General features: G+C 70.0%; 13 protein-coding genes and 1 pseudogene. 7 read left to right on the top strand and 7 right to left on the bottom strand.

Features of this window, described 5'->3' with window-relative positions; translation table 11 throughout:
* From ABZ659_RS07620 to ABZ659_RS07605, 4 genes and pseudogenes are all read right to left on the bottom strand, one after another.
* Nucleotides 1–66 (bottom strand): annotated as a pseudogene (locus tag ABZ659_RS07620) (MarR family transcriptional regulator); the annotation flags it as partial.
* A 92-nt stretch (nucleotides 67–158) separates the two neighbouring features.
* Nucleotides 159–935 (bottom strand): AIM24 family protein, encoded by a 777-nt coding sequence (locus tag ABZ659_RS07615; RefSeq protein ID WP_360214559.1) that lies wholly within the window; start codon nucleotides 933–935, stop codon nucleotides 159–161.
* Entirely contained in the window at nucleotides 932–1,582 is a 651-nt protein-coding gene (locus ABZ659_RS07610; RefSeq protein WP_360214557.1) for an AIM24 family protein, read from the bottom strand. The genes ABZ659_RS07615 and ABZ659_RS07610 overlap by 4 nt, the downstream gene beginning before the upstream one ends.
* A gap of 1 nt (nucleotide 1,583) precedes the next feature.
* Entirely contained in the window at nucleotides 1,584–2,216 is a 633-nt protein-coding gene (locus tag ABZ659_RS07605) for an AIM24 family protein (protein ID WP_360215069.1), read from the bottom strand.
* Nucleotides 2,217–2,390: 174 nt separating this feature from the next.
* Between ABZ659_RS07605 and ABZ659_RS07600 the strand changes: the two genes are divergently transcribed.
* The 4 genes from ABZ659_RS07600 (at nucleotide 2,391) to ABZ659_RS07585 (ending at nucleotide 6,953) form a co-directional block, all read left to right on the top strand.
* The gene (locus ABZ659_RS07600; protein WP_360214555.1) at nucleotides 2,391–2,735 is read left to right on the top strand and encodes a DUF3817 domain-containing protein; all 345 of its coding nucleotides are present in this window, start codon (nucleotides 2,391–2,393) and stop codon (nucleotides 2,733–2,735) included.
* Nucleotides 2,732–3,025, top strand: coding sequence for an MTH1187 family thiamine-binding protein (locus ABZ659_RS07595; RefSeq protein WP_360214553.1), 294 nt, complete (start codon nucleotides 2,732–2,734; stop codon nucleotides 3,023–3,025). The genes ABZ659_RS07600 and ABZ659_RS07595 overlap by 4 nt, the downstream gene beginning before the upstream one ends.
* Before the next feature lie 136 nt (nucleotides 3,026–3,161).
* Complete coding sequence (locus tag ABZ659_RS07590) at nucleotides 3,162–4,991, top strand: cellulose synthase catalytic subunit (RefSeq protein ID WP_360215066.1); 1,830 nt, start codon at nucleotides 3,162–3,164, stop codon at nucleotides 4,989–4,991.
* A 3-nt stretch (nucleotides 4,992–4,994) separates the two neighbouring features.
* Entirely contained in the window at nucleotides 4,995–6,953 is a 1,959-nt protein-coding gene (locus tag ABZ659_RS07585) for a kelch motif-containing protein (protein WP_360214551.1), read from the top strand.
* A 9-nt stretch (nucleotides 6,954–6,962) separates the two neighbouring features.
* On the opposite strand, the gene ABZ659_RS07580 is transcribed toward ABZ659_RS07585, so the two are convergent.
* Nucleotides 6,963–7,964 carry a glycoside hydrolase family 6 protein gene (locus ABZ659_RS07580; RefSeq protein ID WP_360214549.1) on the bottom strand — a complete coding sequence of 334 codons (1,002 nt, stop codon included), beginning with the start codon at nucleotides 7,962–7,964 and terminating at the stop codon, nucleotides 6,963–6,965.
* A gap of 278 nt (nucleotides 7,965–8,242) precedes the next feature.
* Between ABZ659_RS07580 and ABZ659_RS07575 the strand changes: the two genes are divergently transcribed.
* Nucleotides 8,243–8,755, top strand: a complete 513-nt coding sequence (locus ABZ659_RS07575) for a MarR family transcriptional regulator (protein WP_360214547.1) — start codon at nucleotides 8,243–8,245, stop codon at nucleotides 8,753–8,755.
* Nucleotides 8,756–8,911: 156 nt separating this feature from the next.
* Nucleotides 8,912–9,388, top strand: coding sequence for a hypothetical protein (locus tag ABZ659_RS07570; RefSeq protein ID WP_360214545.1), 477 nt, complete (start codon nucleotides 8,912–8,914; stop codon nucleotides 9,386–9,388).
* Between the two features lie 30 nt (nucleotides 9,389–9,418).
* On the opposite strand, the gene ABZ659_RS07565 is transcribed toward ABZ659_RS07570, so the two are convergent.
* Entirely contained in the window at nucleotides 9,419–9,760 is a 342-nt protein-coding gene (locus ABZ659_RS07565; protein WP_360214543.1) for a DUF3817 domain-containing protein, read from the bottom strand.
* A gap of 95 nt (nucleotides 9,761–9,855) precedes the next feature.
* Between ABZ659_RS07565 and ABZ659_RS07560 the strand changes: the two genes are divergently transcribed.
* Nucleotides 9,856–11,556, top strand: a complete 1,701-nt coding sequence (locus ABZ659_RS07560; protein ID WP_360214541.1) for a methylmalonyl-CoA mutase family protein — start codon at nucleotides 9,856–9,858, stop codon at nucleotides 11,554–11,556.
* Nucleotides 11,557–11,681: 125 nt separating this feature from the next.
* On the opposite strand, the gene ABZ659_RS07555 is transcribed toward ABZ659_RS07560, so the two are convergent.
* Complete coding sequence (locus ABZ659_RS07555) at nucleotides 11,682–12,308, bottom strand: TetR/AcrR family transcriptional regulator (RefSeq protein ID WP_360214539.1); 627 nt, start codon at nucleotides 12,306–12,308, stop codon at nucleotides 11,682–11,684.
* Between the last annotated feature and the right edge of the window lie 61 nt (nucleotides 12,309–12,369).

Below are 12,369 nucleotides of genomic sequence, written 5' to 3'. Positions count from 1 at the left end.
CAGGTGAGTGCGCCAGGCGCACTGCTCCGCATCGGTCAGCCAGCGCGTGGCCGTCTCGGTCTCCATGAATGAAGTCTACCTAAGAGGTTGAAAGGCGAACTAATGAGGGCGGTGTGACGGTGTGCACACGTTCGATGTCACACTCCGCAGACTACCGCTCACAGCCCGAAGCGACGCTGGAGGTCCCCCAGCTGTCCGGGAAGGCGCGGTGCCCCCGACTGCGGTCCGTGCCCCCCGCCGGGCCCCCCGCCCGGCACCCCCGCCTGCTGCGGGGTCGCCCCGACGGACTGCTCGGCCATCAACGCCTCCGTCGACTGGAGCAGCACGGTGCCCGCCCCGACGAACTCGAACTGATGCTCCTCCCCCGAGGCCCCGCCCAGGCCCGTCAGCGCACGTAGACCGCCCATCACGCCCGTCATGTACCCGTGGTCGTAGTGATGGCACGGGGACGGGCAGTCGGCCCAGCCGACGAGCGCCTGCGGGTCCACCCGGATCGGGGGTTCCATGAACACCACCGGTCCGTTGGACGCGGCCACGAACTTGCCGGTTCCGATCAGCGTCAGGAACCCCGGCACGATCGACTGCTTCAGCGAGAGACTTGGCTGAAAAGCGAGCAGGTTGCCCGAGCGAATGGTCAGGTTGCCGTCTTCGAGGTCGTAGGAGTTCACGTCGAAGGCCCGGTCAGCGAGGAGCATCTTGCCCGAGCCCTCGGCCACCACCCAGTCGCTCGCGTGCAACGGCGAATGGAAGGAAGTGCGCACGAGCCGGTCCAGCCGCCCGTGCCCGATCCCGTTGAACTCGATCGACCCGTAGTAGGCGATCATCTTCCCCTTCTGCAGGAACCACTGGCTGCCCTTCAGCTCCACGCAGAAGGTGTACGCGTTCACGTTGTCGTCGACCGGCAGGCTGGTCGGGTCATGGATCACGGGTGTCACAGCTTCTCCTCCGATGCCTGCACGAACACCGAACCGCTCCCGCTCAGCTCCAGCTGGAACGCCTCGCCCGACCCGCGCCCCACCATGTCCCGCCAGCCGAGCGCGGTGGAGAGCTTGTTGCGTACGTCGCCGAAGTGCGCGACATACGCCTGCGGGTCCACATGGACCGGCCGCTGCGGGGTGATCGGCACCTCGAACACGCCCCCGTGCGCCATCACCGCGACGGCGCCCTGGCCCTTCAGGGTGGTGGTGAACAGCCCCTGCCCGGTCACCTGGCCCCGGACCATCCCCATGACGCCGCCCTGCGAGCCCATGAACATCGTGCCCTGCTGGAGGGTGCCCTCGAAGGCGAGCAGCCGGTCCGCCTCCACGTACAGGGTGTCCCCGCTGAGGTTGATCACCTCGATGTGGTGCCCGCCGTGCCCGAACAGCACGGTGCCGCTGCCCTCGACCGTCATCAGCGGGGTGTCCTCGTTGGCCACCCGCCGCCCGATCATGGACATCACGCCGCCCTGGCCGCCCCGCATGTTGGGCGTGAACGACACCTCGCCCTGGTAGGCGAGCATCGCGCCGCGCTGACTGAACAACCGCTGCCCCGGGGCGACGGTCGCCTCGATCATCTTCGAGTTGATCTCACGGAACGCCATCTCACACATCCCCCGCGATCGTGTTCCGCTCGCTGGGCTGGACGTAGACCAGCCCGTCCCCCTCGAACCGCATCTGGAACGCCTCGCCGCCGCCCTCGCCCAGGAGCGTGCGGAAGGTCACCCCGGACTGGAACGACTGCCGCAGGTTCCCCTGGTGCGCCACGTACGCCCCCGGGTCGACCGTCAGCGGGTACTGCGCGCTGACCCGCAGCACCACGGCCGGACCGTCCGACATGATCGCGGCCTGGCCGTGCCCCTCGACGGTCGTCGTGAACAGCCCGTTGCCCTGCGAGGCGCCGCGCAGCCCGGTGAACTCGGTCCCCGTCCGCAGTCCGGCGTCGGCGGCGAGCAGGTTGCTCGACTCGACGTACAGCTTGTCCCCCTGCAGGCCGACCAGGTTGATCTCCGAGGCCCGGTCCGCGAACCAGCAGGTCCCGTGCCCCTTCACTTCCATCACCGTCATCTGCTCACCCGTGAGCCGCCGGGTCACCATCCCCCGCAGCCCTTCCCCGCCCCCACTCATCTTCTTGAACGCCATCTGGCCGTCGTACGCCACCATCGAGCCGTTCTTCGCCTTCACGGCGTCACCGGTCATCTCGACGGCCAGCACCTTGCTGCCCTGAAGTCGGAACATCGCCACGGTGTGACGGTAGCCCCAGCGGGCCCCCCGCCAACAGGGTCCACGACCCTGTCTCCGCCCTGACGACCCCCCTAGGGGCACCGCGCCGGGGGCGTTTGCCACAATGAACGAACCTTTGTGCACCCCTTCACAAGGCATCGCAGCGACCCTCCGACCCGAAGGTGACCCGTGGACCTCCAGACCGCCTCCGCCCTCCGCAGGCTCCGCCTGGTCTCGACCCCCGAGGCCGTGTCCTTCCTCCTCCTGCTGGTCTGCTCGGTGCTCAAGCGCACCACGGACTTCAACGCGGTGCCCGTGATGGGCGCGATCCACGGGCTCCTCTTCGTCCTCTACGTGATCTTCTGGGCGGACGCCTGGAACCGCGCGAAGTGGTCCCTCGGCACGGCCGCCCTGTACCTCGTCTTCTCCGTCCTCCCCACCGGCGGCTTCTTCGCCGACCGGCGGCTCCGCCGGGAGGCCGAGGACGCGGTCATCGCCTCCCGCGCCCGCAAGGAAGGGACCGTGAACGCGTGATCGTCGCCTTCTCCGTGACGCCGCTGGGGGTCGGCGAGGACGTGGGGGAGTACGTGGCGGACGCGGTGCGGGTGGTACGGGAGTCCGGCCTGCCGAACCGTACGGACGCGATGTTCACGTCCGTGGAGGGGTCGTGGGACGAGGTCATGGACGTCGTCCGGCGCGCGGTCGCCGCGGTCGAGGCCCGCGCGCCCCGCGTCTCCCTCGTCCTCAAGGCGGACATCCGCCCCGGGGTGACGGACGGACTCACGTCCAAGGTGGAGACGGTGGAGCGGCACCTGTCCGCGTGACGACGCGCCCGGCGCGGCCCCGTTCCACCTCCCGGCAGGGGGCGTTGCCCCACCTGGACGCGTCCAGTTCGACATGCCCTCAAAAGTGGACTTTCGTGGCGTTATCGACTTGTTCGATCGACCACTGGAGGGCGCTGTGCGGCCGGAGGGCTACGACTACGACACCCACAGCCGACTCGCCGGACCGCTCACGGAGCCGTCCGGCGAGCCGTACCGGGTGCGCTACACCTCGCTGCTCTCCCAGGAACCCCGCCGAATACGAGCCGTCCTCCTGATGTCCCTGGCGCCGATCCTCACCGGCGCCCTGCTCGTCTACCTCGTCTGGCCGACCCACTGGGTCGAACGCGAGGGTGCCGAGCGCTGGCTCGTCGGCCTCGACACCACCATGCTCGTGGCCATCGGGTTCATCGAGCTGTTCATGCTCGTCAACGTCGTCTCCGTCGCCCACGCCACCATGGTCGCCCGCGACCCCGTCCCCGTGACGCCCGAACCCGGCACCCGCGTCGCCTTCCTCACCACGTACGTCCCCGGCAAGGAACCCCTCTCCATGGTCCGCGCCACCCTGGAGGGCGCCACGCGGATCGAGCACACCGGCCCCCTGGACGTCTGGCTCCTCGACGAGGGCGACGACCCCGCCGCCAAGGCACTCTGCGCCGAACTCGGCGTACGCCACTTCACCCGCCACGGCGTCCCCGAGTGGAACCGCCCCACCGGCGTCCACAAGGCCCGCACCAAGCACGGCAACTACAACGCCTGGATCGCGATGCACGGCGCCGCCTACGACTTCTTCGCGTCCGTCGACACCGACCACGTCCCGCTCCCCAACTTCCTCACCCGGATGATGGGTTACTTCCGCGACCCGGACGTCGCCTTCGTCGTCGGCCCCCAGGTCTACGGCAACTACCACAACCCCGTCACCAAGGCCGCCGAGTCCCAGCAGTTCCTCTTCCACGCCCTGATCCAGCGCGCGGGAAACCGCTACCGCGCCCCCATGTTCGTCGGCACCAACAACGTCGTACGCATCGCCGCCGTCAAGCAGATCCGCGGCCTGTGCGACTCCATCACCGAGGACATGGCCACCGGCTTCGAACTGCACCGCACCCGCAACCCCCACACCGGCAACCACTGGCGCTCGGTCTACACCCCCGACGTGCTCGCCGTGGGGGAGGGCCCGGCCTCCTGGACGGACTTCTTCACCCAGCAGCTCCGCTGGTCCCGCGGCACCTACGAGACGATCATCAAGCAGTACTGGAAGGCCCCCTTCCGAATGCCCCCGGGCCGCCTCCTCTCGTACACCCTGATGCTCGTCTACTACCCGATGACGGCCGTCAACTGGCTGCTCGGCATCCTGTCCTGCTTCCTCTTCCTCTGGTTCGGCGCCTCCGGCACCCAGGTCGCCGCCTCCGTCTGGCTGATGCTCTACAGCGACGCGGCGGCCCTCCAGGTCGGCCTCTACCTCTGGAACCGCCGCCACAACGTCTCCCCGCACGAACCGGAGGGCTCCGGAGGCCTCGCGGGCATGGCGATGTCCGCCCTCTCCGCCCCGATCTACCTCAAGTCCCTCACGGAGGCGGCCCTCCGCCGCCCCAGCCGCTTCGTCGTCACCCCCAAGGGCGGCGACACCAGCCCCGACCGGCTGCTCACCTTCCGCATCCACCTGACCTGGGCGGCTCTCATGGCCGCCTCCCTCACGGCGTCCGTCGCCTTCGGCCACACCCACGCGGCGATGCGCACCTGGGCGACCCTGGCCCTGCTGATCTCCCTGGCCCCGCCCACGATCTGGCTGTTCACCCGCCACCGGCAGGCCCGGGACACCCACCCCGCCCCGACCGCCCCCGCCGTCGTCACACCGTCCCCCACCCGGATCGTCCCCCCACCTCCCCTCTGTCCCCCACCCCCGCTCACACCCCCGATCTCGACCCCGATCTCGACCCCGGTCTCCAGCACCACCACAGGAGGTAACTAGGCCATGGCCTACCGCCCTTCGAAGAAGACCAAGAAGACCGTCCTCGGCATCGGCGGAATCGCCATCCTGGCCAGCCTCAACGCCCCCGCCGCGCTGGACTTCGCCAGCGACAGATACCACGCGTACAAGATCTCCCAGCCCGGCTACAAGGCCCGCTACGGCTCCTGGACCCAGGTCGACATCCCGGAGCAGTACCGCACCAACGCCATCCACGCCGCCCTCCTGCACACCGGCAAGGTGCTCATCGTCGCGGGCTCCGGCAACGAGCAGCGCAAGTTCGACAAGGGCGAGTTCGAGACCATCCTGTGGGACCCGAAGCGGAACACGTTCAAGAAGATCAAGACCCCCGAGGACTTCTTCTGCGCGGGCCACGCCCAGCTCCCCGACGGCCGCCTCCTGGTCGCCGGCGGCACCGCGCGCTACGAACTCCTGGACGGCGAGGTGACCCGCGCGGGCGGCGGGATGCGGGTCAAGAACGAGAACCCGGACAAGGCGGTCTTCCTCAAGAAGGGCACCCGCTTCCGCTCCCCGGCGGGTGTCGAGTACGAGACGAAGTTCGACGTCACCGTCCCGAAGGCGAAGCGCGGCTTCAAGGTGACGTACAACAGCCGCGGCGAGATGCAGCCCTGGCGCACCAAGGTCACCGCGAGCGAGGCGAGGGTCTTCGTGGAGGCGGTCGAGGAGGGCCCGCTCTCCGTCACCCAGCGGCAGGCGCAGTACGAGATCGTCGGCCTGAAGGGCAAGGACGCGGCCAACACCTACGGCCTCTCCGAGAAGATCACCCTGGACAAGCAGGACTACCAGGGCATCCGCGCCGCCTACGAGTTCGACCCGGTGGCGGAGAAGTACGTCCCCGTGGAGCCGATGGACAAGGCCCGCTGGTACCCGACCCTGGTCGGCATGGCGGACGGCCGCGTCCTCGCGGTCTCCGGGCTGGACGACGTCGGCATGATCGACCCGGGCGACAACGAGTACTACGACCCGAAGACGAAGAAGTGGAGCCCGGCCCCCAAGCGCTACTTCCCCACCTACCCCGCACTCTTCCTCACCAAGGGCGGCAAGCTCTTCTACCCGGCGGCGAACGCGGGCTACGGCCCCGCGGACAAGGGCCGGGTGCCGGGCCTGTGGGACCTGAAGACGAACACGTTCACGCGCGTCCCGGGCCTGAAGGACGCCGACCAGACGGAGACCGCGTCGTCGGTCCTGCTGCCCCCGGCCCAGGACCAGAAGGTGATGCTGCTGGGCGGCGGGGGCGTCGGCGAGTCGAAGAAGTCCACGGCACGCACGGCGGTCGTCGACCTCAAGAAGGAGAACCCGGTCTTCGAGGACGGCCCCGACCTCCCCCAGGGCACCCGCTACCTCAACAGCGTGATCATGCCGGACGACTCGGTCTTCACCACCAACGGCTCGGTCGACTACCGGGGCCGCAGCGCGAGCAACGTCTTCAAGGCGCAGTTCTACGACCCCAAGACCAACGCCTTCCGGGAGGCCGCCGCGCCCACCGTGGGCCGCAACTACCACTCCGAGGCGCTGCTGCTGCCGGACGGCAGGGTCGCCACCTTCGGTTCGGACCCGCTCTTCGACGACCAGCAGAACACCAAGCTCGGCCACTTCGAGCAGCGGATGGAGGTCTTCACGCCCCCCGCGCTGCACAAGAACGCCGCGATCCGCCCCGCGCTGCAGGACGGTCCGCGCGACCTGCCCGCCGACCGCCGGGTGACGTACCGCACCGACCACCCCGAACGCGTGGCGAAGGCCCGTCTGATGCGCCCCAGCGCGGTCACGCACACCACGGACGTCGAGCAGCGCTCGATCGAACTGACCGTGACCAAGAGGGGCAGGTCGGTCACGGTGGAGGTGCCGAAGGACCGCACGCTGGTGCCCCCGGGCTGGTACATGCTGTTCGTGACGGACGGCAAGGGCACCCCGTCGGAGGCGAAGTGGCTGCACGTCCCGGCGTGAGGGGAGCCCTCACTCCGCGGAGGCGTTCCGGGCCAGCCCGAGGGCGTACTCCGCCCACCACCGCCCCGCCGCGGGCCCGCCCTGGCACGGGCCGTCCGACTCCCCGGGCCGCTTGACCCAGAGGAAGGCGTCCACGGCGGGCAGGCCGGTGTCGGTGGTCGGCGCGGTCCCGAGCGCCCGCCCCGGCGGGTTGCACCAGACGCCGGGCAGCGGCCCCTTCCCGTTGCGGCTGGTGTCGACGACGAAGTGCTTGCCGCCGAGCGCCTTCGAGAGCCGCGTCCCGTACGCCGTCGTCGTCTCGTTGGTCTGGAAGTTGGAGACGTTGAGCGCGAAGCCGTCGGCCTGGGCGATCCCGGCCCGCCGCAGCGGCTCGACGAGCTTGGCCGGGTCCCGGATCCAGTCCGGGTTCCCGGCGTCCAGGTAGACCCGGGTGCGCGGCTGCGACTTGAGCCGCTGGACCGCCTCACTGAGCAGCTGCTCGCGCTCGGCGTGCAGGTCGCCGGGCGTGCACCCGTCGACGATGTGCGCGACCGCGTCGGGTTCCAGCACCACCAGGGCCTTGGCGTCGCCGATGGCGTCGGCGAACTTGCCGATCCACTGCCGGTAGGCGCCCGCGTCGGCGGCGCCGCCCGCGGAGTGCTGGCCGCAGTCGCGGTGCGGGATGTTGTACGCCGCGAACACCACCGTCCGCCCGCCGCGCCGGGCCCCGGCGACGGCCGTGCGGACGAGCGGGGCGGGGTCGATCTCCCCGGCGGGCCAGAGGGCGGAGGGCCGCCGGGCGATGCGGTTGAGCAGGGCGGCGTCCTCGGTACGGCCCTGCCGCCGCCACTGCCGCACCTGCCGTACGGCGGGACTGTCGGGCTCGACCCAGAAGGGGGAGTCGGCCGCGGCGGGCTCCCCCTTGGAGGCGGCCCCGGCGACGGACGCCTCGTCGACGTCGGAGGAGGACGAGCAGCCCGCGAGGAGGGAGAGGACGGAGAGGGCCGCGAGGGTGTGGACCAGCCGGGACATGACGCTCCCTTGAGGCGGGGGGCGGGGCGAGGGCGATGAGGGTCGGGGGGGGGAGGGTCGGAGGATGAGGATGAGGATGAGGGATGAGGGTCGAAGGATGAGGATGAGGGATGAGGATGAGGGATGAGGATGAGGGATAAGGACGGGGAACGACGATGAGGGGATGACGAAACGCCAACAATCAATCACCAATCGTGACACAACACCCCAACCCACCCTCTGACCGAAACGCGAGACGGGGCTGACCGGCATATGACCGGCCGGTAAGGTCTGGTGACGTGCCGAAGCCGCTCAGCCTCCCGTTCGATCCCATCGCCCGCGCCGACGAACTGTGGAAACAGCGCTGGGGCAACGTCCCGGCCATGGCCGCGATCACCTCGATCATGCGGGCCCAGCAGATCCTGCTCGCCGAGGTCGACGCGGTGGTCAAGCCGTACGGTCTGACGTTCGCGCGCTACGAGGCGCTGGTGCTGCTCACCTTCTCCAAGGCGGGTGAGCTGCCGATGTCCAAGATCGGCGAACGTCTGATGGTCCACCCGACGTCGGTGACGAACACGGTCGACCGCCTGGTCCGCTCCGGCCTGGTCGCCAAGCGCCCCAACCCCAACGACGGCCGCGGCACCCTCGCCTCCATCACCGACAAGGGCCGCGAGGTCGTCGACGCCGCCACCCGCGACCTCATGACCATGGACTTCGGCCTGAGCGCGTACGACGCGGAGGAGTGCCAGGAGATCTTCGCGATGCTCCGCCCACTGCGGGTCGCGGCGCGGGACTTCGACGACGAGGGCTGACCCCGTCAAGCCGGAGCGCCTCTTCCCACTTCACGGTGGTTCTTGCCCGCTGAGAGGGCTGAGCGCGGGGCGGGCTGATTTCCGCTGGGATTATGTGACCCGTCCATTGTCCGGATGATCGACGTCCGGATGTTGAGCTGACGGTGAGGGAGTCCCGTGAGTACTGCGCAGCGTGTCCGAGGCCTGACGGCCGTCGTCTGTACGGCGGCGTTCGCCGCCCTGGGGGTCTTCGGCGGGGCCGGGTCCAGCCATGCCAGTGCGACGGGGACCACACCCCTCGGGACCTTCGACTACGACCTGCGCGGAGCCAACGTCCGGGTGCCGACGGGCTGCTTCCTGACGCACACCATCAAGGGCTCCGGCAAGCGGATCACCGCGCAGTTCGCCGGTGTGGACTGCGCGGGACTGGCCGCCACCTTCACGCAGTTCTGCAACTGGCGGATCGACTTCGCGTACGCGGACAGCGACAACAAGACGTACCGCTCGTCACGCGGGGCGACGCACCACGAGTGCATCGGGAACCCGTTGCGGAAGACGGCTCCGCAGACACTGCCGAAGTACGGCAAGGCGTGTGCGAAGTTCTACGTCAACGGCAAGCTGCGGGGCGTGCAGTGCCACTTCATCACCAAGTGACCGCTGCGCCCTGACGTGCCGCGGGGCGGGTCAGGCCGTGGCGGGGCTCGGGTCGGGTTCCTTCTCGATGAGGGGCTGGACGGTCCGGCTCACCTGGCGTTCCACGAAGAACGCGGCGGTCGGGATGGTGCCGGCGAGGAGGAGCCACACCAGGCGCCCCACCGGCAGCTTCGCCTTGCTGCCGAGGTCGAAGGCGAAGACCAGGTAGGCGACGTAGAGCCAGCCGTGGGCGATGCCGACGGCGGTCGTGAAGCCGTCGAAGCCGTCCAGGTGCAGCAGGCGCTTTCCGATCACGCCGACCGTCAGCAGGATCAGCAGCACGGCGGTGACGTAGGCCATCACCCGGTAGCGGGTCAGGACGCTCTTCTTCATGGCGTTGAGCGTAACCGGTGCTCTTCGGCGTTCCGTGAGCGCGTCCTGACCAGCTCCACTGTTATTTATTAGGACGTCCTAGTAAATTCGAAGGTATGGACGCTGACGCGATTGAGGAAGGCCGCCGGCGGTGGCAGGCCCGGTATGACGGTGCGCGGAAGCGCGACGCGGATTTCACCACGCTCTCCGGGGACTCGGTGGAGCCGGTGTACGGGCCCCGGCCCGGGGACGCCTACGAGGGGTTCGAGCGGATCGGGTGGCCCGGGGAGTACCCCTACACGCGCGGGCTGTACCCGACCGGCTACCGGGGGCGTACGTGGACCATCCGGCAGTTCGCCGGGTTCGGGAACGCCGAGCAGACCAACGAGCGCTACAAGATGATCCTCCGCAACGGCGGCGGCGGGCTCTCGGTCGCCTTCGACATGCCGACGCTGATGGGCCGCGACTCCGACGACCCGCGCTCGCTCGGTGAGGTCGGCCACTGCGGTGTCGCCATCGACTCCGCCGCCGACATGGACGTGCTCTTCCGGGACATCCCGCTCGGCGACGTCACCACCTCGATGACGATCAGCGGCCCGGCCGTGCCGGTCTTCTGCATGTACCTCGTCGCCGCCGAGCGGCAGGGCGTCGACCCGGCCGTCCTCAACGGCACGCTCCAGACGGACATCTTCAAGGAGTACATCGCGCAGAAGGAGTGGCTCTTCCAGCCCGAGCCGCACCTGCGTCTGATCGGCGACCTGATGGAGTACTGCGCCGAGCGCATCCCCGCCTACAAGCCGCTCTCCGTCTCCGGCTACCACATCCGCGAGGCCGGTTCGACGGCCGCTCAGGAGCTGGCCTACACCCTCGCCGACGGGTTCGGGTACGTCGAGCTGGGGCTCTCGCGCGGGCTCGACGTCGACGTCTTCGCGCCCGGGCTGTCCTTCTTCTTCGACGCGCACGTCGACTTCTTCGAGGAGATCGCCAAGTTCCGCGCCGCCCGCCGCATCTGGGCGCGCTGGATGCGGGACGTCTACGGCGCCACGACCGACAAGGCGCAGTGGCTCCGCTTCCACACCCAGACCGCCGGGGTCTCGCTGACCGCCCAGCAGCCGTACAACAACGTCGTCCGTACGGCCGTCGAGGCGCTGGCCGCCGTCCTCGGCGGCACGAACTCACTGCACACCAACGCCCTCGACGAGACCCTCGCGCTCCCCTCCGAGCAGGCGGCGGAGATCGCGCTCCGCACCCAGCAGGTGCTGATGGAGGAGACCGGGGTCGCCAACGTCGCCGACCCGCTCGGCGGGTCCTGGTACGTCGAGCAGCTGACCGACCGGATCGAGGCGGACGCGGAGAGGATCTTCGAGCAGATCAAGGAGCGGGGGCTGCGCGCGCACCCCGACGGGCGGCACCCCATCGGGCCGATCACCTCGGGGATCCTGCGGGGGATCGAGGACGGGTGGTTCACCGGGGAGATCGCGGAGTCCGCGTTCCGGTACCAGCAGGCTCTGGAGAAGGGTGACAAGCGGGTGGTGGGCGTCAACGCCCACACCGGGTCGGTCACCGGTGACCTGGAGATACTGCGGGTCAGCCATGAGGTGGAGCGGGAGCAGAAGCGGGTGCTCGGGGAGCGGCGGGGGGAGCGGGACGACGCGGCTGTGCGGGCCGCGTTGGACGTGATGATCGCCGCTGCGCGGAGTGGGGGGAACATGATCGAGCCGATGCTGGACGCGGTGCGGGCGGAGGCGACGCTCGGGGAGATCTGCGGGGTGCTGCGGGACGAGTGGGGGGTGTACACGGAGCCTGCGGGTTTCTGACGCCCTGGGTGTGGCTCGGGGGTGGGCGCGCGGCCCGGCGCCTACGGGGTGCCTCCCCCCCCCAAGCTCATCGAGCAGGGGGTACCCCCGGCGCCCACCCGTGCCGCCCCAGCGGCACGACTGCCCTAGGGCGGACCCGCCCCCGCCAGGCCCGAGATCAGTACCTCCGTGAAGCCGCGTGCCCAGGTCTCGTCTACCGGGCCCGCGCTGATCAGGCAACGGTGGACCACCGCGCCCGCGACCATGTCGAAGACGAGGTCGACGGCGCGGGAGGCTTCCACGGGGTCGGACTCCGGGGGGAGTTCGCCGCGGTCCTGGGCGCGGGCGCGGCCCTCCAGGACGAGGCGCTTCTGGCGGTCGACGATCGACGCGCGGATGCGTTCGCGCAGGGCGTCGTCGCGGGTGGACTCGGCGACGACGGCCATCAACCCGCTCCGTGCCTCCGGGCGGGCCAGGATCGTGGCGAACTGGAGGACGACGCCCTCGATGTCCGCCGCCAGCGTGCCCCGGTCCGGCAGGCGCAGTTCGTCGAAGAGTTCGGCCACCGCGTCCACGACGAGTTCGTTCTTGCCGGGCCAGCGCCGGTAGAGGGTCGTCTTGGCGACCCCGGCCCGGGTCGCGACGTCGCCCAGCGTCAGCTTGGACCAGCCCAGTTCGACCAGGGCCGCCCGCGTGGCGGCCAGGATCGCGGCGTCCGCGGCGGCGCTGCGCGGACGCCCGGCACGTCCGGCGGGGACGGGAGGGGTGGGCATGGCCTGACCATAACCGGCGGGCCCCGTACGGGACGTGAGCGGTGGTGCGTGAGGGATATCA

This window comes from Streptomyces sp. NPDC006997 (assembly GCF_040635175.1).
In the GTDB taxonomy this organism is placed as follows: domain Bacteria; phylum Actinomycetota; class Actinomycetes; order Streptomycetales; family Streptomycetaceae; genus Streptomyces.
Note: the sequence above shows the minus strand (reverse complement) of the source record. Positions and strands in the feature narration are given on the sequence as shown.

Coding starts and splice junctions, on each gene's coding strand:
- ABZ659_RS07610 (WP_360214557.1), bottom strand. CDS start 1,582: ATGGCGTTCCGTGAGATCAACTCGAAGATGATCGAGGCGACCGTCGCC.
- ABZ659_RS07605 (WP_360215069.1), bottom strand. CDS start 2,216: ATGTTCCGACTTCAGGGCAGCAAGGTGCTGGCCGTCGAGATGACCGGT.
- ABZ659_RS07585 (WP_360214551.1), top strand. CDS start 4,995: ATGGCCTACCGCCCTTCGAAGAAGACCAAGAAGACCGTCCTCGGCATC.
- ABZ659_RS07580 (WP_360214549.1), bottom strand. CDS start 7,964: ATGTCCCGGCTGGTCCACACCCTCGCGGCCCTCTCCGTCCTCTCCCTC.
- ABZ659_RS07565 (WP_360214543.1), bottom strand. CDS start 9,760: ATGAAGAAGAGCGTCCTGACCCGCTACCGGGTGATGGCCTACGTCACC.
- ABZ659_RS07560 (WP_360214541.1), top strand. CDS start 9,856: ATGGACGCTGACGCGATTGAGGAAGGCCGCCGGCGGTGGCAGGCCCGG.
- ABZ659_RS07555 (WP_360214539.1), bottom strand. CDS start 12,308: ATGCCCACCCCTCCCGTCCCCGCCGGACGTGCCGGGCGTCCGCGCAGC.